The organism is Zobellia laminariae (assembly GCF_030553095.1).
In the GTDB taxonomy this organism is placed as follows: Bacteria; Bacteroidota; Bacteroidia; order Flavobacteriales; family Flavobacteriaceae; genus Zobellia; species Zobellia laminariae.
The window spans coordinates 2,729,115-2,751,996 of record NZ_CP130738.1 but is presented as its reverse complement, the minus strand read 5'-3'; the positions used below and the strand labels follow the sequence as shown (position 1 = coordinate 2,751,996).

The 22,882-nt window shown below is 36.3% G+C and carries 23 protein-coding genes and 1 pseudogene; 15 read left to right on the top strand and 9 right to left on the bottom strand.

Annotation, left to right across the window (positions count from 1 at the left end):
- The first annotated feature begins 19 nt into the window (after window positions 1-19).
- A complete protein-coding gene (locus Q5W13_RS13165; protein ID WP_304443299.1) occupies window positions 20-505 on the top strand; it encodes a hypothetical protein in 486 nt (161 codons plus the stop codon).
- Window positions 506-538: 33 nt separating this feature from the next.
- Here the strand turns inward: Q5W13_RS13165 and Q5W13_RS13160 are convergent, their stop codons facing one another.
- A complete protein-coding gene (locus Q5W13_RS13160; RefSeq protein ID WP_304443298.1) occupies window positions 539-811 on the bottom strand; it encodes a hypothetical protein in 273 nt (90 codons plus the stop codon).
- On the opposite strand from Q5W13_RS13160, the gene Q5W13_RS13155 reads away from it, so the two are divergent.
- From Q5W13_RS13155 to Q5W13_RS13110, 10 genes and pseudogenes are all read left to right on the top strand, one after another.
- Entirely contained in the window at window positions 752-1,213 is a 462-nt protein-coding gene (locus tag Q5W13_RS13155; RefSeq protein WP_368662559.1) for an isochorismatase family protein, read from the top strand. The two genes, Q5W13_RS13160 and Q5W13_RS13155, sit on opposite strands and share 60 nt — an antisense overlap.
- A gap of 224 nt (window positions 1,214-1,437) precedes the next feature.
- A pseudogene (locus Q5W13_RS13150) lies at window positions 1,438-1,694 on the top strand (autorepressor SdpR family transcription factor).
- A gap of 3 nt (window positions 1,695-1,697) precedes the next feature.
- Window positions 1,698-2,234, top strand: a complete 537-nt coding sequence (locus tag Q5W13_RS13145; RefSeq protein ID WP_304443297.1) for an SdpI family protein — start codon at window positions 1,698-1,700, stop codon at window positions 2,232-2,234.
- A gap of 139 nt (window positions 2,235-2,373) precedes the next feature.
- Window positions 2,374-2,679: a hypothetical protein gene (locus Q5W13_RS13140; RefSeq protein ID WP_304443296.1), complete on the top strand. Its 306-nt coding sequence runs from the start codon at window positions 2,374-2,376 to the stop codon at window positions 2,677-2,679.
- A gap of 291 nt (window positions 2,680-2,970) precedes the next feature.
- On the top strand, window positions 2,971-3,399 hold the full coding sequence (locus Q5W13_RS13135; RefSeq protein WP_304443295.1) for a hypothetical protein: 429 nt from the start codon (window positions 2,971-2,973) through the stop codon (window positions 3,397-3,399).
- On the top strand, window positions 3,387-4,778 hold the full coding sequence (locus tag Q5W13_RS13130; protein ID WP_368662558.1) for a glycoside hydrolase family 2 protein: 1,392 nt from the start codon (window positions 3,387-3,389) through the stop codon (window positions 4,776-4,778). The genes Q5W13_RS13135 and Q5W13_RS13130 overlap by 13 nt, the downstream gene beginning before the upstream one ends.
- A gap of 302 nt (window positions 4,779-5,080) precedes the next feature.
- Window positions 5,081-7,480, top strand: coding sequence for a TonB-dependent receptor (locus Q5W13_RS13125; RefSeq protein ID WP_304443294.1), 2,400 nt, complete (start codon window positions 5,081-5,083; stop codon window positions 7,478-7,480).
- Between the two features lie 51 nt (window positions 7,481-7,531).
- Window positions 7,532-7,699, top strand: coding sequence for a PepSY domain-containing protein (locus tag Q5W13_RS13120; protein ID WP_304443293.1), 168 nt, complete (start codon window positions 7,532-7,534; stop codon window positions 7,697-7,699).
- A complete protein-coding gene (locus tag Q5W13_RS13115) occupies window positions 7,663-8,682 on the top strand; it encodes a PepSY-associated TM helix domain-containing protein (protein ID WP_368662557.1) in 1,020 nt (339 codons plus the stop codon). Before Q5W13_RS13120 ends, Q5W13_RS13115 begins: the two co-directional genes overlap by 37 nt.
- Before the next feature lie 549 nt (window positions 8,683-9,231).
- Window positions 9,232-9,375, top strand: a complete 144-nt coding sequence (locus Q5W13_RS13110; protein ID WP_304443292.1) for a hypothetical protein — start codon at window positions 9,232-9,234, stop codon at window positions 9,373-9,375.
- A 143-nt stretch (window positions 9,376-9,518) separates the two neighbouring features.
- Here Q5W13_RS13110 and Q5W13_RS13105 read toward each other — a convergent pair whose 3' ends face one another.
- Genes Q5W13_RS13105 through Q5W13_RS13090 form a run of 4 tightly spaced genes read right to left on the bottom strand, consistent with a single transcriptional unit; the run spans window position 9,519 to window position 13,504 of the window.
- Complete coding sequence (locus tag Q5W13_RS13105) at window positions 9,519-10,529, bottom strand: TonB-dependent receptor domain-containing protein (RefSeq protein ID WP_304443291.1); 1,011 nt, start codon at window positions 10,527-10,529, stop codon at window positions 9,519-9,521.
- 23 nt (window positions 10,530-10,552) lie between these two features.
- Window positions 10,553-12,031 (bottom strand): TonB-dependent receptor, encoded by a 1,479-nt coding sequence (locus Q5W13_RS13100; protein WP_304443290.1) that lies wholly within the window; start codon window positions 12,029-12,031, stop codon window positions 10,553-10,555.
- The gene (locus Q5W13_RS13095; protein ID WP_304443289.1) at window positions 12,024-12,932 is read right to left on the bottom strand and encodes a FecR family protein; all 909 of its coding nucleotides are present in this window, start codon (window positions 12,930-12,932) and stop codon (window positions 12,024-12,026) included. Before Q5W13_RS13095 ends, Q5W13_RS13100 begins: the two co-directional genes overlap by 8 nt.
- Before the next feature lie 47 nt (window positions 12,933-12,979).
- Window positions 12,980-13,504, bottom strand: coding sequence for an RNA polymerase sigma factor (locus Q5W13_RS13090; protein WP_304443288.1), 525 nt, complete (start codon window positions 13,502-13,504; stop codon window positions 12,980-12,982).
- A gap of 114 nt (window positions 13,505-13,618) precedes the next feature.
- Between Q5W13_RS13090 and Q5W13_RS13085 the strand changes: the two genes are divergently transcribed.
- Window positions 13,619-15,061, top strand: a complete 1,443-nt coding sequence (locus tag Q5W13_RS13085) for a hypothetical protein (RefSeq protein ID WP_304443287.1) — start codon at window positions 13,619-13,621, stop codon at window positions 15,059-15,061.
- 94 nt (window positions 15,062-15,155) lie between these two features.
- Here Q5W13_RS13085 and Q5W13_RS13080 read toward each other — a convergent pair whose 3' ends face one another.
- The 3 genes from Q5W13_RS13080 to Q5W13_RS13070 form a co-directional block, all read right to left on the bottom strand.
- Entirely contained in the window at window positions 15,156-16,232 is a 1,077-nt protein-coding gene (locus Q5W13_RS13080) for a phosphatidylinositol-specific phospholipase C1-like protein (RefSeq protein WP_304443286.1), read from the bottom strand.
- A gap of 91 nt (window positions 16,233-16,323) precedes the next feature.
- Window positions 16,324-17,046 (bottom strand): ribonuclease activity regulator RraA, encoded by a 723-nt coding sequence (locus Q5W13_RS13075; protein ID WP_304443285.1) that lies wholly within the window; start codon window positions 17,044-17,046, stop codon window positions 16,324-16,326.
- A 22-nt stretch (window positions 17,047-17,068) separates the two neighbouring features.
- A complete protein-coding gene (locus Q5W13_RS13070; protein ID WP_304443284.1) occupies window positions 17,069-18,037 on the bottom strand; it encodes a sugar phosphate isomerase/epimerase family protein in 969 nt (322 codons plus the stop codon).
- A 101-nt stretch (window positions 18,038-18,138) separates the two neighbouring features.
- On the opposite strand from Q5W13_RS13070, the gene Q5W13_RS13065 reads away from it, so the two are divergent.
- The 3 genes from Q5W13_RS13065 to Q5W13_RS25075 all read left to right on the top strand — a co-directional run bounded on the left by Q5W13_RS13065 (window position 18,139) and on the right by Q5W13_RS25075 (window position 21,330).
- The gene (locus tag Q5W13_RS13065; RefSeq protein ID WP_304443283.1) at window positions 18,139-18,639 is read left to right on the top strand and encodes a shikimate kinase; all 501 of its coding nucleotides are present in this window, start codon (window positions 18,139-18,141) and stop codon (window positions 18,637-18,639) included.
- Between the two features lie 434 nt (window positions 18,640-19,073).
- Window positions 19,074-19,952: an alginate lyase family protein gene (locus Q5W13_RS25080; protein ID WP_368662248.1), complete on the top strand. Its 879-nt coding sequence runs from the start codon at window positions 19,074-19,076 to the stop codon at window positions 19,950-19,952.
- Complete coding sequence (locus Q5W13_RS25075; RefSeq protein WP_368662247.1) at window positions 19,903-21,330, top strand: heparinase II/III family protein; 1,428 nt, start codon at window positions 19,903-19,905, stop codon at window positions 21,328-21,330. Before Q5W13_RS25080 ends, Q5W13_RS25075 begins: the two co-directional genes overlap by 50 nt.
- Before the next feature lie 266 nt (window positions 21,331-21,596).
- Here Q5W13_RS25075 and Q5W13_RS13055 read toward each other — a convergent pair whose 3' ends face one another.
- On the bottom strand, window positions 21,597-21,971 hold the full coding sequence (locus Q5W13_RS13055; RefSeq protein ID WP_155594580.1) for a cupin domain-containing protein: 375 nt from the start codon (window positions 21,969-21,971) through the stop codon (window positions 21,597-21,599).
- Between the last annotated feature and the right edge of the window lie 911 nt (window positions 21,972-22,882).

Below are 22,882 nucleotides of genomic sequence, written 5' to 3'. Positions count from 1 at the left end.
TAATTCCTAAAACAACATTTTGAGTAACAGAAAAAGAAATTTTACACTTATAGGACTGGTCTTCTTGTCCTTAATTTATGTTATAGTGGTATGGGGTGGCCTGAGCCAACAAAACATTGACCTTGATGAAACACTTGAACTGAAAGGTGTCATTACCAATAAAGGTATTGATAACTATATAGGTAGAAAGGGGGAAAAAACTAAATGTTTCTTTATAGAATTGAATAATCTAGACCATAAGGTTGGAGTGAAAAGGTGGTTTAAGGGTTATGACGACTTAATAAATACTATTAATATAGGTGACACGGTTACAATAAATTATTTTGACAGATACAATCCAAATAAAAATATAAATATTGATTTATTACAAATTAAAAAGCAAGAGGTAATTCTTCTTAGAAAGACTGAATATGAAAAAGGAAAAATGGTATACGTATATGTTGGCATATTCGCGCTTATCATAAACTTTTATTTATTCCATCTAACAACAAAGAGGAAACTTTAGCTAACTAACATAAAAAGCATTGAAGTAACTAAATTACGGCGCAATTTTTGAAGCTACAATCAACATCAAAAAAGCCCTACTTCTTTCTTTACTTTTTCTTTTTGCTGGTTGGTTCGCCAATGCGCAAGATGCTTCTATTTTATAATTAAATTTAAAAGCCATGCTCATCAAAAAAGCATTACTGATCATTGATATGCAAAAAGGTTCTTTTACCCCAAAAACCCCTAGGTACGATACCCCTGAGTTATTCAACGCATTAACGAACTTTCCCAACGCTTTAGATCCGCTAATAATCCTGTTATCCATATTCAGCACGATGGAACCGGTAGCGGTGAATTCGAAAAAAATACTACGGATTGGGAAATTCTAGATGAGCTATCTATAGAACCTACTGACCTTAAAGTTGATAAGTTCGCCAATGATGTTTTTTATAAAACGAACCTACAAGCCCTATTATCTCAACTGGAAGTAACAGAACTGGTGATTACCGGCTGCGCAACGGATTTTTGTGTGGAATCTACAATTCAATATGCCCTTACCAAAGAGTATAACATTACAGTTGTGAAGGATGGCCATACAACTGGCGAGCGTCCTAATTTATCAGCCAAGCAGGTAATTGACCATTACAATTGGGTTTGGCAAAATATGATACCTACAAACGGATCCGTCAAAGTAAGAACAGTAGAAGAAATAAAAACTTCATACTAGCACGCGTTTCAAAAAAATTCTCTTCACTTACTTAAGAATATACTTTCTTTTTATACATTCTATTCTAATCACAGTCGGCTTTTAGGAATCTAAAAACAACTCCCTATTCTTTAAACAAAATAAGTCTACTTTATTCTTAACTAACTAAATTTTAATATTATACGACTAAACCCATTGCCAATTAAAATAATATTTAGATATTTGTCTAAATATATAAATAACTGATGAACGAAATATTTAAAGCGCTCAATGATGAAACCAGAAGGCGAATTATAGAACTGTTGAAAGACAAGGATATGAATGCCGGGGCAATCGCGGAAGAATTCAATATTTCCAAACCCAGCATTTCGCATCATCTAGATATTCTTAAAAGAGCGGATTTAATTACGAGCGAGAAGAAAGGACAGTTTGTAGAGTATACCTTGAACACCACCATTCTGGAAGAGGTATTGACCTATGGATATTAACCTTAAAAAAATAAAAGATGAAACTATCATTAAAAAAAGAACTTCCGAATATTATTATGCTGTTATTACCGGCCATCTATATGGCCTACATTTGGAACGGCCTGCCACAAGAAGTACCCGTTCATTGGAATTTACATGGTGAGGTAAACAGATTTGGCAGTAAATTGGAGTTGGCCATAACCACCTTGTCCATGCCAATTATTACATATGTCATTTTTCTTATCGCACCCTTTATAGACCCCAAAGGGCAGATAAAGCAAATAGGTGCCAAATACGGCAACTTGAAACTTTTCATAGTAGCATTACTTTCTATGCTCGCTATTTTTATACTATACAATGCTAATAACAGTCCGGAGCTAAGTCCGGAATTCATCGTTCCCCTACTTGGAATCCTGTTTATGGTTTTTGGAAATTATTTCCAGACCATTAAACCCAATTATTTTATTGGCATCCGAACCCCATGGACACTGGAAAGTCCGGAAGTTTGGAAAAAAACACATCGCTTAGGAGGGCAAATCTGGTTTGTAGGCGGCCTTAGTAATTACAGTTTGTAGTATGCTAATCCCCAGTGTTTATAGTATGAAAATCGTAATAGCTTCATTTCTGATCCTAGCACTTATTCCGGTTATTTATTCTTACTTGTATTTTAGGGATATCAAAAAAGTCGTGTAATCGCTTACAAATCCTACAATAATGAACTTTATAAGACCTACAGTATTGGTAACCCTATTACTGTCTCTCCAGAGGTGTAGTAATGAGAAGGTAACTACGGAAGAAGATGAAAACATAGATACAACGGAAGAATTGATTCAAGAATGGTTTAACAACCAAATATCGACCTACGAAACCATAAAAACGCCCATGGTAGGAAAAGACCAACGTACCGCTCCCGACACGGATGAAAACCAAATAGAATCTAAACTTCATATTGTATATTCCGCTGCCAAATGGCTTACTTTCTACAGAAAAAATGGGCATGGGTACGAGGCATATTTTTAGAATCTCTAGGCTTAACTCAGGCAAAAAAATAAGATAAAGGTTCTTTCTAATTAAGAGAATCACACACTAAAAAAAAGCAACATTTCGCTCAAACGAAATGTTGCTTTTTGCATTTATAAATGAAAATACAAAGGTTTACTAAAGGCTCTATTAGAAAGTTCCTTACTTTTATCTTCCGCACAAACCAAACTCAAAGAGTTAGCCAATTACATTCTTTTGGGTCAGGACGTGTTTTTTCTGGTATGATAACACAAGAAACACATCACTTTAAAAACTGAAGAACAGCTACACATGAAACACATTAAAACCCTCCTATTTGTATTCCTCTTAACGCTAAGCACAACTATAAAGGCACAGGAGACTCCGTTTTCCGATTTATTACAGAACATAGATTCTAGAGAGAAAATTAGTTTAAATGGCCTATGGGACATGATTGTTGATCCACTAGAAAATGGCTATTACAACCATAGGCTACAACCTAAGGATGACGGCTATTTCATGAATGCCCAAATGCAATCTCCGTCTGACTTAATAGAATACAATTTTGATACGAGTAAGCAACTTATGGTTCCTGGAGATTGGAATACGCAAATGGACAAATTGTATTACTACGAGGGCACTGTTTGGTACAAGAAAGACTTTACCTATACCGCCAAGAATGACGAGGCCGCTTTTTTATATTTTGAGGCCGTAAAAATTATGAGGCCATCGTTTACCTGAACGGCGAACGTATTGGTAAGCATGTAGGTGGGTATACCCCGTTTCAGTTTGAGGTTACGGACAAGCTAAAAGAAGGCAACAACTTTGTGCTCGTAAAAGTGGATAACAAACGAAAAAGAGAAAACGTACCTACGGTAAACCAAGATTGGTGGAACTACGGTGGTATTACCAGATCGGTTCATTTAATTACTGTGCCAAAATCTCATATTAATGATTACTCGGTTCAATTACCAAAAGGCGTAACCAATGCCATTACAGGTTGGGTTTCGGTTGCCAACGGTAAAGATGGTGATGCCGTGAGCATAGCTATTCCTGAACTAAAGAAAACAGTAAACACCGTTCTTAAAAACGGAAAAGCTGAATTTTCTATTAAAGCGAAACCAAAACTTTGGAGTCCAACTAGCCCCAAAACCTATGAAGTGATTTTGAAAACGGCAACCGATGAAATTACAGATCAGATCGGGTTTAGAACCATAGCTACGGAAGGTTCTAAAATCTTATTGAACGGAAAACAAATATTCCTAAAAGGGATAAGCATTCACGAAGAAGCGCCATTTAAAACGGGCCGCGTTGTTTCTGTAGAAGAATGTAAAATATTGTTGGAATGGGCCAAAGAATTGGGCTGTAATTTTATCCGTCTTGCCCACTATCCTCATAGCGAAGCTATGGTACGTGAGGCAGAGAAAATGGGCTTTTTAATATGGTCCGAAATACCGGTGTATTGGACTATTCAGTTTGATAATGAAGATACCTATGCCAATGCAAAAAACCAGCTTACGGAAATGATTTCTAGGGATAAAAACAGAGCAGCCGTTGTTTTATGGTCTATGGCGAATGAAACCCCTGAAGGCGAATCTAGATTGAGTTTCATAGGAAACCTTGCCGAACAAGCCCGTAAGTTAGATGATACCCGCCTGATTACCGCTGCCCTAGATACACAAGCACAAGGGGATGATGGCAACTTAATTGAAGACCCACTGGGCAAAGTGGTAGATGTTATAGGTATTAATGCCTACTGTGGTTGGTACGCCGGCGCCACCGATACTTGTGCGCAATTAAAATGGGCAAGTGCGTACAACAAACCCATGATTATGAGTGAGGTTGGTGGAGGCGCCCTTTACGGTCATCATGGTGAAAAAAATGAACGATGGACGGAAGAATACCAAGCAGAGGTTTTTAAAACCAATATTGAAATGATGCGTAACATTGATTTCCTATCTGGTTTATCTCCGTGGATTTTGATGGATTTCCGCTCTTCTAGACGTCCTTTAAGAAGAATCCAAGACGACTTTAATAGAAAAGGATTGATCTCTGAACAAGGGATGAAGAAACAAGCCTTTTTCACCCTTCAAGAGTATTACGAGAAAGAAAATAACTAATATTTTGTACGCCGCTGGTTTTACCAGCTAGCGTACTTTTAGTCTTTAGAAAAGCACTCCTTTGTTTAAAAAGGAGTGCTTTATTTTATGCTACGCTTCTACTCTACACACAAAACTTCCAAAATCTGACTGCATTTTCCACAAATAGCAGCACTCTTCAAAAACACCAACCCTATAAAACGACAGTAAACCAAGGGGTTAAATTTTATTATTTAGATTTATTATAAATAATTTGGCAGATTAAACATGCATAGATACATTTGTCGCAAATTACCTATTCATATCAAGTCTAAATAAACATAATGAAATACTTTGTAGCCACCTTAGCGTTAGTATTCCTGTCTCACGTTGGTTTTTCCCAAGAAGCGACCGTAACAGGAAAAGTAACGGATAACACCAAAATGCCCCTTTTTGGTGTAAACGTCCTCCTAAAAAATACGAGTACCGGAACCCAAACTAACGAAGCGGGTTCTTTTGAACTTAACCATCTTAGCAACGGCAACTATGTGTTGTCTCTCTCCTACCTCGGTTTCAAAACCAAGGAAATTATATTCTCGGTTGCTAACAACCAAAATGTAACCTTACCCGAGATTGTACTTTACGAAGGAAATGAAATCCTGAACGAAGTAATCGTTGAAGCCGAACGACGGAACAAATTTTCTAGAAAGCAAACGGCCTATGTTTCTAAAATGCCCCTAAAGAACATAGAAAACCCCCAAGTTTACAACACCATCACCAATCAATTACTTATCTCCCAGTCCGTTAACACCTTCCAGGATGCTTTAGTAAATGCTGCGGGTATTACGCAATTATGGTCCTCTACAGGTAGAAGTGGCGATGGTGCCGGGTATTATTCCAGTCGTGGTTTTGCAGTGCAACCGCAATTGGTAAATGGCGTTACCGGTATTACAAATGGGTTTATCAACCCTTCTAATGTAGAACGTGTGGAAGTTATAAAAGGTCCTTCTGGAACTTTATTCGGTAGCTCAGTTACCTCTTACGGTGGCTTGATTAATATTGTTACCAAAAAACCCTATAACAGTACTGGAGGAGAGGTAACGGTATCTGGCGGTTCTAATGATTTTGCAAAACTAAATGTAGATGTAAATATCTCTGATGGCGAAAAGTTATCCTTCCGCTTAAATGGTGGTTTTCAAAAGGACAATAGCTTTCAAGATGCAGGTTTTAAGAAGTCGGTTTTTATAGCGCCATCGCTTTCATACAAGGTTAACAACAACCTATCCTTGAACTTCTCCTATGAAGCATCAGGGAATGAGCAAACTAATGAAACGTTCTTATTCTTAAACAGATCTAGTCCCATAGCGTTTAATTCTATTGCCGATTTAAATTACGACACCAATTTATCCTTTACCAACAATGATGTTACCATAGATAATATCACCCAGAATTACAGGGGAGAAATTGCTTGGAAAATAACGGACAATTGGTCTTCTCAAACCCTAATAGCAGGCGGATTGGCAAAATCTTTAGGTTACTATACCTATTTATGGAACACGGCAGATTATACAGACCCGGCAGCTCCCATAGGTACAGAAAATTTTAGCTTGTATGCACAAGACACGGATTCTAGAACAAAGACCTTAAACCTACAGCAAAACTTTAATGGAACCTTTCATTTAGGGGATTTGGAAAATAAGTTGTTAGTTGGTTTAGATTACCTAGATTCTAAAACAATAGACAATAGCTCTAATTGGGGATACTTGCATTCTATAAATCTACAGGGCGATTTAATATATGGGGAACCAGCCATTAATGCCCAGAATTTAAGTACTGCATTAACAGGCTTAGGGAATCTAGATTCTGATGTACGCCAAAATGTATTTGGAGCCTACATCTCGGATGTTATCCATATTATACCTTCTTTATCCGTTATGGCAAGTGTGCGTTATGACCGTTTTGATTATGAAGGTGATCTAAATACCGTAACTGATGATGATACTGAATATACGGAATCTACTTTCTCTCCTAAGTTTGGTATCGTTTTTCAACCGATTATAGATCAGTTATCCGTTTTTGCGAATTACCAGAATGGATTTTCTTATGTAAATCCGCAATACATCACCGACTTTTCTACAGGTGAAACCGTATTACAATCCTATGATGTTGAAGAAGCAAATCAATTTGAAGTGGGGATGAAATCTAATCTATTCCATAACAAATTAGAAGCTACATTAAGCTATTACAATATAAACGTAAACAACAAATATTACTGGGCGACACAAACACAGGATTTAGAAATAAACAGCCAAGGTATTGAGCTTGAAGTAAACGCCAACCCAATTGAAGGGTTACACATACATACCGGTTTTAGTTACAACGATTCTGAAATTACAGATTCTCCTTCTGCAGTGCAACTAGTGGGCAATAGGTATGGCGAATCTGGACCAGATATAACCTATAACTTTTGGACCGATTACAAGTTTCTAAAAAACTTTGGTGTAGGAGCCGGTTTTAACGGTGCTTCGGAATATGATACCATGGTTGACTATAAAGCAACCACCGGAAGTTTTTACATTCCTTCTTATACCGTTTTTAACGCTTCTGTCTATTATGAAACAGACAAGTATAGATTTAGTATTAAAGGGAATAACCTAGCGGATAAATCTTATTATTCTGGATGGAGTACGGTAACTCCTCAGCAAAGAAGAGCACTTCTGGGTACCTTCAGTTTTAAATTTTAAAATATAATCCACAAAGGCAACTCGCACGGGTTGCCTTATTCTTTGTATCCTATGGCACTAAAAAAACATATTCTTACCCTACACAAAATCTTAGGTCTAGCTACCGGAATTGTGGTTTTTATTGTATCCGTTACCGGTTGTTGTTGGGCATTTAGAGAAGAGATTGAAAGTACCTATGATCAATACAAAAAAGTGGTTCCCAGGACCAACCTATTTTAACACCAACACAAGCAAAAGAACTTGCTAAAGAAGTTTTTCCTGATAACCATGTTCACGGTACGCTCTTTAAGAAAGCCGATGATGCCATAGAGGTTATTTTTTATGATGCGGAACCTGAGTTTTATCAAAGTGTATTTTTAAACCCCTATTCCGGAAAGGTTATACAAGTAGACAACCACCTTACCGGTTTTTTTGCTTTTATTCTTAAAGGTCATATGCGGTTATGGTTGCCCAAAGACATTGGCGAACAGGTGGTGGGTGTTTCTATTCTCCTTTTTATTTTTATTATTATTTCCGGTTTTATTCTGTGGTTACCTAAAAAACGGAAGAATCTAAAACAACGCCTAAAATTTGACTGGAAGAAAACTACCCGCTGGAAACGTAAAAACTTTGACTTGCATTCCATTGTTGGCTTCTACGTCTGTTCCCTTGCTTTAATATTAGCTTTCACAGGTTCTATGATGTCTTATAAATGGCTAATGTATGGCGTTTACATAGCAACTGGCGGTGAAAAGGAAGCTGCATTTAATATTCCAAAAAACAACAGTGAGACCCCAGAGGATACTACTGCAAAACCATGGGATAATCTAATTGTAAAATTAATGAAGGAATCCCCAGAAGCAGAAGCCTACGAACTGCACTACCCTACTACAGCAGATGAAAGCGTTTATGTAGAAGTTTCCAATAGTAAGGGTCTTTTTTATGATTCCGATTTTCGGTTTTTTGACCAAAACACACTTGAAGAAATAGAAACAGAAAGTGTATACGGCAAATATAAAAATGCCCAAATACCGGATAAGATTGTTCGGATGACCTATGACATTCACATTGGCTCTATAGGAGGTCTTCCCGGAAAAATCATTGCTTTTCTGGTAAGCCTACTTACCGCTAGTTTACCAGTTACGGGTATTTTATTGTGGTATGGACGGAAGTATAAAAAGAAAGAAGCCCCGTCTGTTCGTACTAGGGAGTTGGTTGATTGATTACCATTCCATATGCCTCTTTTGCGTGGATGTTGAAATTTGCAGAAGGCTCGCTTTATCTATGGTATAAATTCGATTTAAAACGGATTAAAATAGGCTGATTTTCAATGTACTACTCTCAATTATTCAGTATAAATGAGTGATAACAGCATTATTTTCCAACATCGACTTAAAAAATTTAAATACCACATTATCAAATACTTAAATAATAAAATAGTGAGTTTTTAGCCCTATATAAAGATAAAATCGAAAAAAAATAAACTTTTTTTCAGGAGTTTCCTCCAATCGATTGTTTTATAGACAGAAACCCCTAAAGAAATATGCTCATGAAAACTCTCGAATCAACTCAGGCAGTAAAAGAAAGGGAAACAAAAAAAATACAAGAGGTATTTAATTACCAAATTCACTTGTTAAAAGGGCAGACTTACTTACTTAAAGGGTTATTACTATTTGCCGTATTGCAATATGTATTTCTCATGTTCGTATTACAAAACTAAATTACCAAGTAAAAAAATCAAATAGGAAATTACCTAACCAAAACACACTCAGATGAAAAATTTAGAACCGATTCAGATTAACGATAGCACTGAAAGAGAAGAAATCAAAAAAATATTTGATAATCAAACGAACCTACTGTTAGGCCTGATTGTTTTTGCCGTAGTGCAGTATTTTATTCTTCTTGCTTTCCTATAAAAATAAATAGCCCCCTTAACCTTCTTTGGATTGTAGATTAGTATTTTGGGATGTAAAAGCTGTGTCTTGGGTAGACACAGCTTTTTTTATTTTAAAACACAAGCAGCGTATCAAAAACAGGCAATCCTACTCTCTTGTCAACCCTAGTTAAAGATCAATCTAATGGATGCATTAGGTGTAAAGCCAAGCGAGCTTTGTCTATACTCTTTAGCGTTTGTAGCCGTCTCCGGCCTATAAAATGTATTGATCGTATTGTCTCGGTTTAATACGTTCCAAGCAGCTACACCAATTTGAGTTTTGGTGTTCTCTCCCCATTTAAACTCATATTTTGCCGAAACATCCAAACGTAAATAATCATCATGCCTAGAACTATTGGCGCTCTCAAAGTTTACCGCATCGTCATTTATCTCATTGGCAACAACTGGCCGTGTATAGGGTTTTCCCGTACGCCAATTTAATCCCGCAGCAACTAAAAACCTATTTAACGTATAATTGGTTCCTAAAGTTACCGCATGGGTAATATCAAAATTACTGGGGAAATTAGTTTCTGGTAAATCTTTAAAATGATAGTCGCTTTTTAGAGTAGCGTAACTTAGCCAATAACTGGCATTCTTTAACTGTTTACGGAGCAACACATCAATACCTTTGGCATCATAATTTCCTGCTGTTTTTACATACTCATATCGATCTTGAAAACTTTGGCTCTGCGTGGTAATATCATTCACTTTTTTATAAAAAGCTACGGCGTTTGCCAGCCAACCATTCTTATTATAACTAAGGCCTGTAGAAATTTGTTTGCTGGTAATAACGGGAATAGAGTCATTATCCGAAAGTTGCCATCGTCTTTTTTCAACACCCAAAAAATCATTTTGAAAGTTAATGACCTGAGACGTATTCTGGTGTTTGAATTCTCCTAAAACCTCAACGGTAAAACCTTTTCCAAAACCATGGTTAAAACTTAAACGAGGTTCCCATATTTGTTTTTTGAACTTATCTAAATGGTTAAAACGCATTCCTAGATTAAGTCTAGTAGCTTTATCATCGGAAAGAAAACCTATTTCCGAAAATATACCGTGTGCCCGTAATACTTCTGCCTCCAAGAGCTTAAATTCTGGATCATCTACATCATCTAAATTGGTTACTTTAGTCTCCATTAATTGGTACCCATTGGTCCATTTTAAATGTGGCGTAATTTTTTTCCCACTTTAAGCTTCACCCCTGTTTCCGAAACTTTATTTTTCTGTAAGAAACGCTGGTTATCAAGAATATTGGCATTTACGGCCTTTAACTGATAATCTGTTTCATAGACCATAAGTTCAGAATCTAAGGTTTCCGTCCAATCCCTTTGGTATTGAATACCTCCTGCTATACTGAGTTGGTTTAGGGTACTTTGCCTTTCTTTAACCTCGCCCGATACGAGGGCATTTTCATTAAAAGAAACTTCATTGGCCGTATAAATAAAGTTAACCCGAAGGCGGTCTTTATCCGAAGGATGAAATAGCAACCGAAAAGAAGCATCATGAAAATCGAAACCAATATCAGAATTCTTTTCTGTGGCGGTATTCTTTTCTATTTCTGTGTCTTGGGCTATACGGTCAAAATATTTGGTATACGTAGGTGTCTCTATAAAGTTGCTAATTGCCTTACGAGCAGATATCTGAATAGAAGCTTTTTGCCCCAATGGAGCATCTACAAAACCATTGGCATCTATTAAATTAACCCCAATACTACCGTTTATTTCCGGATTAATATAATCCTTGGTTTTCATGGCAATGGTACCGGATACGCCATCGGTCTCGCCCACTCCGCTTCCATTTTTATGGAGTTCTACTTTTTGGGTCATATGCGGATTGTACATAGATATCAAACCAAAAAAATGACCCGATTGGTACATCTTGATTCCATCCCAAGTAATAAGATTTTGATCGTTACTACCTCCCCTAATATTAATATTGGAAACCGTTTCATCAATACTCTGTATGCCGGGCAATGCCTGAACGGACTGCAGTACATCTTCTTCTATAAGACCTGGTAGTATACTAAACTTATTAAAATCTATTTGAAGGGAACCGTTACCCAGCTTATCTACACCACGTATGAGGTATTGATAAAGTATAACCTCTTCTAACTGCTCGTGTTCCGGTATGAGATATATTCTAGCACACTTGGTAGTATTAAAAAACTGGGCTTCGCGCTGTATTGTTTTATGGCCTATATGCCGTATTTGAATGACATCCGTAGCATGTGCCGCTTCAATTTCAAAATAACCTTCTGGATTGGTTATCGTACCTCGTGTTCCATTTTTTACGGTAACATAGGGCAAGGCTTCATTACTTTGGACATCTAAGAGATAGCCGCAAAGCATTAATCGTTTTTTCTTGATGGAAATAATACTATCCGATACGAACACAAAGTCTAGGTTACTTTGCGTTTTTAAATGATCTATGGTCTGCTCTAGAGAGAGCGTAGTATCTGGTGGTGTAACGTGGAGTTCGTCTACCAAGGTAGAGGCATAATTAAATTGCACGCCAAAACGTTCCTGCAACTCAACTAAAATACGTGGTAGAGAAGTTGTAGCTTCTCTTTCCTGTGCGGTAATAGTATAATTGTTGAATACAAGTACAAGACAAAATAGAATTAAAAGTCTTTTATTCACTTGTACTTAAACGCACAGTCTTGGGCTTTATTACCTCATATTCTAGACTAAGAGGCTCGCTAATAGCCATTAGTGCATTTTCTAAATTGTCATGTACAAAAGCACCTGTAAAAAGTTGATTTACATCTACGCCTTCTAGCGTGATTTTTATATCATATTGTCTTTCTAACTCAGCAAGTACTTCCGAAACGGGAATACGCTGAAAAGCACTAGAATTCTTTGTCCACTGTGGTGCTTTTTGAGTGTGTTGCCCAGTTACCAAAACACCCTTGTACCATTTAAGGTTATCGCCTACTTTAAGGATTTCTGTTTTGTTATCCGTAACCACACGAACAGTTCCTTCAAAACAAGCCACCTCAAAAAAGTCGCCTCTTTGCTTTACATTAAATTCGGTTCCCATTACGGTTACCGTACCTTTTGAAGTCACAACATCAAACTTGGCACCTTTGGCTACATCAAAAAAGGCTTCGCCTTGTAATTTAATCTCTCTTTTATCTTCCCAGTTTTTTTCATTGTAACTAACTTCTGATAGTGCGTTAAGCACTACACGAGAGGAATCTGGCAATTCAATGGTCGTTTTTTCGGCAACCATAGTATGTACCTCTGTCATTACATTCATAAAAAGGAAGTAATACACACCCAGCCCAAGCATAAGAACACTTGCTATTTTAAGGATAGGGTTTAGCCATTGTAACTTTTTTATAGGAACTTCCGGGGCTTCTATGCGCTTTTTAAAACTTTCAAAATTTGGCATTTCAGAAAAACCAGAAGCTTTAAACTTAGAAGCATTTGCTACTATATCCTTATGAAACGGAGTATCCTCCAAAGCCTCAAAAGCAATACGTTCTTCTTCTGTTAAATCATCTGATAGCCATTTTTCTATCAAGCTCTTATTATTCATGGTATGACTCATTTTATATAAAACAACCGAGACCTAAATTCTCCTGACTATTTTATCTTAAAATCATGTAATTCTTTTTTCAATTGGTCAAAAGCCGAGTAAATACGGTACTCTACAACCTTTCTAGTTACTCCTAAAATTTGTGCTATTTCTTCATGTTTCTTGCCTTCCGCCTTATTTAACATAAAAGCAGTACGCTGCTCCTCCGATAATTTAGCCAATGCAGTTTGGTACTTTTTGTAGTATTGCTCCTGCTCCAATATAAATTCTGGATTCTCATTGGTATACCCCTTTGGGGCCAAACTTTGATATTTTAAAACTACCTTTTGATGTTTTGTTTCGTTCAACATCATATTGTTGGCTACCGTGAATAAATACGATTTTGCTTTATCTGGAGTTACTTTGCTGCAATTCTCCCATAGCTTAACAAAAGCATCCTGTGCCTTGTCTCCGGGATTTAGATTATCCCCATATTTATAGTAAAGAAAGTCGTGAAGGTTCTTTGCATATTTGGTGTACAGACTACCAAATACAGTTTCTTCACATACGTTTTCATGGAGGTTTCTCTTCAAAATAATCTTGTTAGACTCATAAACAGGGCGAAAAACAATTTTTCAAGAAATTTTCAGGAGTTTTACACGTTTAGTTGTTTCATTACTATACGGCACCCATAAAATAGCCTTGTTATGAAGAAGACTAACGGTTTTATAAGTATTTTATTACTTACTGTTCTAATGCTCATCTCCTCCTGTAGACAAGAGGAATATGCATATGTGGGCACTCCTCCGGAGCAATCACTATCTATTGGGTCTACTATTATAAGTTTATTACAAGGTACTACCTCCAACGATGGCTCTGCAGATAATTTAATTGATCAGGCTAGTTGTTTTTCCGTACAATTACCCGTTTCCGTAATCGTTAATGGCACTCAAATTTTAGTTGAGGACCAAAAAGATTATGAGGTAATAGAACTCATTTTTGATGAATATGAAGATGATGAAGACACTTTAGAAATTATCTTTCCCATTACTATTATAATGAATGATTTCTCTACGAATGCTGTTTTAAATGCTGAGGAATTAAGTGTATTTAGAGATGGTTGCCCTGAAGAAAATGAAGCCGATGATGATATTGAATGTGTAGATATTCAATACCCAATTACCGCATCTATTTTCAATTCAAATAGCGAAATTATAGATACGATTTCTTTTATGGACGATATGTCCTTCAATAGCTTTTTAAATAATTTAACGGACGATGATTTCGTAAGCCTAAACTTTCCTATAACCCTGTTATTACATGATGGCACCTCTGTTGAAGTTAATAGCATAGTGGCATTGGAAAATGTTATAGAAGAGAATAAAGATGCTTGTGATGAAGACGATGACAATGATTTTAATGATGATGATTGTATTGACTGTACCACAACTGAATTCATAGAAGTATGGGCAGAATGCTCCAATTGGGAAGCACACCTAGTTGAGATTGACGGAGAGTCACGTGCTGTAGAGTACAGCTCATATGTTTTTACTTTCCAGCAAGACGGTTCAGTTTTAGCTGTTTCTGACACGGAGACTATAGTTGGAACTTGGGTTTCTAGTAGCGCTAATGACAAGGTCTTTATAACTGTAACTGTACCTGGTCTAGATAATATTAATGGCCTATGGGAGCTTCAAGAAATAAAACGCACTTTATTAGATACTGATGTTAGATTGATAGCAGGAGAAAACAAAGTCCATTTTAGAAGTATTTGTTTACCGGACATTCCTGTGATTGATCCTATAGACCCTATTGTTGACCCTGTTATTGACATTGTAGAATCATTAACGACTGGTGTTTGGGGCGTTTCTAACTATTTAGTAGATGGTATCAATCAACTTCCGATTTTAGGTGGTAACGTACTTACTTTTGATGAAGACGGAGGTGTTTTAGGAAGTGGCCTATTACCATTAAGCGGCACGTGGGTTGTTAATGAAGATAGTACTGAGATGACCTTAGATTTTGGTTTACTCCCACCGCTTAATCTGCTCAATGCAGATTGGGAAGTAGTCTCAGTTTCCGAAACCCAAATAGAGCTGCAGCATGTTGGATTATTGGGTGTTGTTACCTCTTTAGTACTAACACAATAAGAATTTACTTTAGCAATTATATTTTAATCATGAAAAAGAGGAGCTACTATGTAGCTCCTCTTTTTATTTAAAGTCTATTAAATTCAAAGGATTTTCAATTACTCTTTATTCTTTCATACCCATCATTTTCAAAACTGATTTTATAATCCGATTTAAAAAATGTACTGGGGAGATAGTAATCCGTCGTGATTACCTGCGCACCAGATGCCTTGGCTTTTTCAAACCTACTATAATCATTTGTTCTTGCTTCTTTGGTATCTGCATCTGCACGTGTACGGACCATGTATCCTAAGGCTACGAGGTTTTTAATCTTCTCAAAATCGACCACCGGGTCGTTTATAATCCTAAAAGCTGAATTTGGATTTCCTTCTTCTTTGTTCACGAATAAAGCCGCTCCTTTTAAATTAGAAAAATTCGATAAGTAGGCATCCGTTTTTTCGTCTCCCTCATCCAAAACAAATAAAAACTTGTTTTTCACCTTGGTCAATTCTGGCCAACCTTTATCTAAAATCGCTTTCTCTAAAGTATCATAATCGCCCTTTACAAAGTCAGGTGTAATTAAGTTTTCTTCAGAAAATATGTCTCGTATTTCTGTATTCAAATTTTGTAAAGCCTGAGTATCAAACGGCAACGGTTTTCTTGTTTCTGGCACTTCACTATCCTTGGTGTTGATAGTGATGATAATTGGAGTGTGCCCCAAATTAGCATTGGACCACGCTTTTAATTCCATCAAAGCCTCTTTAAATAGTAATTGATGGCTTCTAAAATCTACTTCTTGAATGTGAAATACTTTCAGGCCAAGGTTTTTCAACTTTTGTTCCACATCAAAAAGTCTTGGCTCAAGCCCCATAGATTTTATAATTTCCAAACCTTTGGGGTTTGAAAAATGCCCTCCTTCTGGATCATGAAAAACATCGAGCTCCAAATTACGAAGCCCTAAATCCAATTGTCCGGATAACGGAATATGGTCATATTCCAAACTACTTAATTTAGGTTCCTTTTTCAGCAAATACTCAAATAGCGGCTTCTCAATTGCCACCTTATAGCTATTATGGCTACCAATAATTTGAATATCATTTAACCTTGCCTCTTTTGGGCTTTTCTTGTCTACAGAATTATTAAAGAACAAGACAGATGTAATCAGTACTACTAAGGTGTAAGCTATTTTCATAAAGCAGAGATTAGCGCGTAATTTAACTCTTTTAATTTATGGTTTACCAGTATCCATTTTATCCATCCAAGAATCTTCGTCTTAATTAAAACTACGCCTTACCGTTCAAAGCCTTCCATTCTTCAAAACTAGTTTTGTATGCTTCATTTGTTAGCGGATAAAGCCCTACTATGGATGTTCCACTTTCAACTTCGCCCATCACATACTCTTCAAAAAGTGTCATTGTAGTACATTCATCGGCAACCTCATCTGCAATTCCTGCTGGTATGACCATAATACCATCATCATCACCTACAATAAAATCCCCTGGAAATACGGCTACATCACCACAACCAATAGGCTCATTAATAGCAATAGCCTTATGCAGGGTTAGATTGGTAGGAGCCGTAGGTCTGTTGTGATAAGATGCAAAATTAAGATCGGCAATTTCAGCAGAATCACGGAACCCACCATCAGTGACTATACCCTCTACCCCACGCACCATTAAACGCGTGGCCAAGATAGACCCTGCAGAAGCTGCACGGGCATCTTTTCTACTATCTATAACCATCACGTACCCTTCTGGGCATTCTTCTACAGCAACACGCTGTAAATGCTTGGGATCTCTAAACACTTCTATAGGATTCAAATCTTCCCGAGCAGGAATATAACGCAACGTATAGGCCTTACCTACCATGGTGGGCTTGCCTGTTTTTAACGGCTTAACATCCTGTATAAATTGATTTTTTAGGCCTTTTTTAAATAGACAAGTGGCAATAGTTGCCGTACTGACCTTTCTTAGTTTTTCTGTTGTGGTTGCTACTTTTACTGTCATACTGTGCTTCAGTTATTTTTTATTATTCCGCTTTGTTCCAAGTATCTTTTAGGAAGGTCAAATCTTTTTTCATTTTGGAAAAAACATCTTCTTTATCCATGGTAATTTCCGTAGCGCCATGCTCGGCACCGCCAAGGTCATATTCTAAATGTAGAGATATAGGTACGTTAATTTTGTATTTTTTTAGCAATGAAAAGTAACGTCCAAAATCTATCATTCCCTCTCCTAGAGGTGTATTTATTGGTTTCCACTTACCTTCTTCCATTCCCCATTTAAAATCCTTTATAACAATACTTCTTATGAAGGGTGCGATATAGCGCAAGTCTAATTCCCAACTCATACCGCATTCCACTACAGCATGCCTTATATCATACTGGCTACCCAAATGTTTGCTATCCGGAGATGGTAATATAGGAGGCAAATCCCAAATAGGTGCGCCAACATGATTACCTGCATGATTTTGGTAACAGCCTATTAATCCCAATTCTTTATTGGCTGTTTCCAGTTCTTTAAAAAGTTCACGATACTTTTCTTGACTTTCCTCAATACTCAGTTCTTCCGGATAAGTAAGCCACCCGGTTCTATAATGTGTAATACCTAATTTACTAGCTGTTTCCAAAACCTGCCTGTCCAAATCTTCATTTGCATTCAGCACATTGGTTGTCATCATTTTTGACTTTAAACCATATTTCTTCATGGCTTCCATAGCCTTTGGTAAATCGCGCTCTACATTTTCTGGCAGCACATGTCCTTTTGGCCTAACAGTTAAATCCAATCCATCAAAACCGATTTCGGCGGCAGCTTTCGCCATATCATCAAATTCCAAAAATTGTAAATGTTTTGAAAAAAGATGTACTTGAGGTTCCTCATTAAAAAGATGCGTAGTTAAAGCAAAAGGGTCTCCAAGTGGCATTAAGGGAACCGCCAAAGCTGCGGAACTAGTTTTCTTTATAAAGTTTCTGCGACTGACTTGAGCTTTGTAAAGGGCCATAATGTGATGGTTTTAAAAATGGTTTTAACACTTAATATTTTGTTAATAGTCAAATATAACTATATTTGGTAAACCAATTTGGTAAACCAATTATTTAACAGATGAGTAGAAAAGATAATTTTATAGTTGTTTTAGTGGGCGTTTGTGGAACCGGTAAAAGTGTTGTTGGTGAGAAGGTAGCTAAAAAATTAGACATCCCATTTTTTGATGCAGATGCATTATTCAATGAGCAGCTTATTGCCGATAAGGAAAATACCAATACGGAATCTAGCAAATGGTTACCTGCTATTGAAAGTTTAATTAGTGAGCAATTCGCTAAAGATGGCTGTGTGGTTTCTTGTTCTATTTTAAAGAAAGAGCAACGTTTACAGCTTGCTAAAAATCTAGATTTAAATATTGACTGGGTTTTTATGAACGGTACTTATGACGAGGTTAACCAACGTCTAGATAAAGGACATTCAAATAACCAAACCGAGTCTTCACTAGAGTCGGACTTTGAACTACTGGAAATTCCTAAAAGGGCACTAACTGTAGATATTACCCATCCGGAACAAGAAATAGTGGACACCATTTTAAAGTACTTAGCTAGAAAATATGGTTGATACGTGTTTTTTATCACGTTTACCCCTTAAATTCAGCATATAGGCTTGCTATAATTTGTTCAGTTAAAAAATATTTCTATTTTTGGTAAACCAATTTGGTTAACCAATTGAATTGGAAAGCGTTCAAATCATAGTTTGCCATTTTACTTTATGGTATTATATCATATAGACACAACAGACAATATATTTAAAGATAGCAGAGCCATTAACATGCACTTGGTCGTCGGTGAGCCAATTTTGAAAAACAGGAAGAAACCCCTGAGTATTTCAAAAAAACAGAGATGATCGGCGACCAAAATTATCGTGTTAAAAACCATCAAGAACGGCCCCTATTTTACTGGTGATTCAGATTACAACTTAAATGCCTATTCTACTTTCAACGTAATAAGCACTAACTAATATAATTTAGGCATACTACATAACTCAATTCAAATATGACCAAACATATAAGAGTATTACAAATTTTTATCTGCGTATTGTTAATCTCCTTTAGTGGACATTCACAAGACCATCCCAGCTTAATTTTAACCAAAGAAGGCGTTCAAAAGATAAGAGCAGAATTAGGTAATGTTCCCCTTTTTGATGCTACTTTAGCAAAAGTAAAAGCCGAGGTAGATGCTGAAATTGCATTGGGAATTGAAACCCCAATACCTAAAGATTTTTCTGGTGGTTATACACACTCTCGTCACAAACTTAATTTTCAGACGCTTCAAAAAGCCGGTGTATTGTATCAGATTTTAGACGATGAAAAATATGCTCTATATATTAAAGACATGTTATTTCAGTACGAAGCCATGTACAAAGATTTGCCTGTACACCCGCAAACGCGTTCATACGCTAGAGGTAAATTATTCTGGCAGTGTCTTAATGATTCCAATTGGTTGGTTTATGTAAGTCAGGCTTATGACTGTGTTTATGACTACCTATCTAAGAAGGAACGCAAGCAACTTGAAAAAAATCTTTTCAGACCTTTTGCAGATTTTATATCCATAGAAAACCCTCAATTCTACAATCGCGTTCACAACCATAGTACATGGGGTAATGCTGCCGTTGGTATGATTGGGTTGGTAATGAATGATGATGAATTAATCCAAAGGGCATTATACGGGATAGAAGACGACGGATTACCTGTTGGAGCTAAAGATAATGATGGTGGGTTTATAAAAACAGAAGGCCAAGAGGTTGGTTTTTTAGCCAATATAGATGAGCCATTTTCTCCTGATGGTTATTATACCCGAAGGACCTTACTACCAAAGATATGCCATGTATCCTTTCTTAATTTTTGCCGAGGCATTGCACAATGTGAAGCCTGAGCAAAAGATTTTTGAACATAAGGATAGTGTGTTGCTAAAGTCAGTAAACATACTCGTAAATCTTTCTGATGCGGACGGGGATTTTTTCCCTCTGAACGATGCTCAGAAAGGAATGTCGTACAAATCACCTGACGTAGTCACTGCTCTTGATATTGCATATCATTATGGAGGACATAATCCACAATTATTGAGTATTGCAGAAGAGCAAGGTAAAGTTTTATTGGATGATTCAGGTCTTGCCGTTGCCATAGGTATTAGAGATGGCAAGGCTGAACCTTTTCAGAAAAAATCAATCAACCTAACTGATGGCACCAAGGGCGACGAAGGCGGTGTTGGTATACTTAGGTATGGTAATGAAGATATGACCTTGGTTTTTAAATATGCCGCGCAAGGTCTAAGCCACGGACATTATGATAAGCTGTCATTTTCGCTTTACGAAAAAGGCACGGAGATATTACAAGACTACGGACTAGCCCGTTTTGTAAATATTGAGCAAAAAGGTGGTGGCAATTATTTAAAAGAAAATAAGACTTGGGCCAAACAAACGATAGCCCACAATACACTCGTACAAAATGAGACCTCTCATTTTGGCGGAAAATATGAGGTAGGTAGTAAACACCATTCAGAGCTATACTTTTTTGACACTTCCAATCCAGAAGTGCAAGTTGTAAGTGCTAAAGAAAAGAATGCATATCCTGGAACGGAAATGCAACGAACCATGGCGCTAATTAAAGCCGATGGTTTTGAAAAACCTTTTTTACTAGATATCCTAAAAGTAGTATCAACTACTGAAAATCAATATGACCTTCCCTTCTACTTTAAAGGTCAGGTTATGAAAACCAATTTTGATTTCTCTACACCTAAAAGTTTAGAGACGTTAGGTTCTGAAAACGGCTATCAACATCTTTGGGCAGAAGGCACAGGGCAACCTAAAGAAGAAAACTCAAAATTAAGCTGGTTAGAAAATGGGCATTTCTATACATTAACCACTGCTAGCCTAAAAGATGACGAATTACAATTTGTACGCATTGGCGCTAACGATCCGGAATTTAACTTAAGAAGAGATGCCGGTCTTGTCATTCGTAGAAAAAATACACAAAACACAACATTCGTTTCTGTCATGGAATCACATGGGCATTACAGTCCGGTTTCTGAGTTTTCAGTAAACTCGAATAGTGTTATTTCCAATATAGAACTCATGGTAGATAGTAAAGAATATACTGCGGTAGTTGTTGAAACCAAGTCTAATGGCAATCAGTTGTTATTGGTCTTGGCCAATGAAGATAAAAATGCAGACAAGGAACATGTTTTGAAAATAAAAGATAAAGAATACCGCTGGAAGGGTCCTTACCAATTTATTACAATCACCAAAAAGTAAAATTGCCCAGAGTTTAGGAAGGCTTTATAAATAGATTAATCTTTGGCTTGAACCCCAAAACCTATATTTATCAGCGCTTTTGAAATAAAAATTTATTCCTTTCAATTCATTCTATAATTTGATTTTCATTTTTTCCCAATTCAGGATATGAAAACCAAATTATAGAATTTTATTAGTTTTTTCTCTGAGTATTATATAACAAAGCAATATAATTGAGAAAACTATTTTTAACCTCCCGTTATAAGCTAAGAGAAGTTTTTTTATACTTACTTTTTATCACCAAAATAAGATGGGCCTTCGCCAGTTAAGAAATCTTCTCTTACTGGGCTAAATGTATCAATTAGCTCTCCTTCTTCTAAGCAAACTGCACTATGCAATAAGTTAGGCTCAATATACACACCATCTCCTGCTTCAACAATTTGTTTTACTCCATCAATTTCAAATTCAAATTTACCTGAAACACAGTAGGTAGCTTGTGTGTGAAAATGTTGATGTGGAGCACCTAATGCACCATTGTCAAATTTCACTCTTACCATCATAATTTGATTATCGTAACCTAAGAATTTTCTTGATACTCCTCCACCAAGATTTTCCCATTCCATGTCTTTTGTGGTGATGTACTTTTCACTAAATCGTTTCATTTTTTGCTTTTAGTTTATAAAAATAATTACCTAAGCAATATAATTTATTTCAAATAATTAGAGAGGTAAAAACTAGAAAATTTACCTTTAAAATGTATATGTTTCGTTATTTTTTTAGGTTGACAGCCAATGCTTTATCTATTTTCCCGCGATTAGCAATGGAGAGCGGATTATATCTATAAAAAGCGTACATAAAACTATTAGAATTCTACTCTTTTTTGTTATTAAAACTACGTCTGAAAAACCTTGACTAAAAATCTACCAATTTGAATACGGGGAATTTAAAATGATAATTTTCGACGTAATAAAATGCCAAAAAGCGGTGTTTAATTTTGTATAGCACCATATGAAACTGATGGATTTTGTCAGAAAAAAAATGAAAGTGTTTTTAATGGTATTTTAGTGTTTTCTGAAAAGGCTTTATGACTAAAAATTTAATTGAATTCTAATTTTAATAGCCTTGCCGATAGCTCCATTTCTTTCTGAGATAATAACAAAACAATTTCTTTTTTGCTAATAAAATACGATGTAACCACAATTACTTTAACAATTCATTCTCAACCCACTAAGCGTATAAAAAGTAGCTAATGTATGCTCACTCTGCAGAGAAGAAACAAAAGAAATCATCAAGACAATAATATGACCAACTTCTCAAAACCCCAATATAATACAGGGACAGCGTAGTTATTAAAACCAAAACAGCTATCTCTTAAACTTCGGTAATCTACAATTATCATTTTAGCAAATTGAGTCTCTCCAAAATATTATAAGCGCAATAATCAATACCAATTTTATTAATATTATTTTTTTTTAACAAAGTATTAAGTTATATTTGGTAAACCAATTTGGTAAACCAGTATGGGTAACCAATTGAAAAAGAGAATTACTAGCTAATATTAATTTAAGAAATA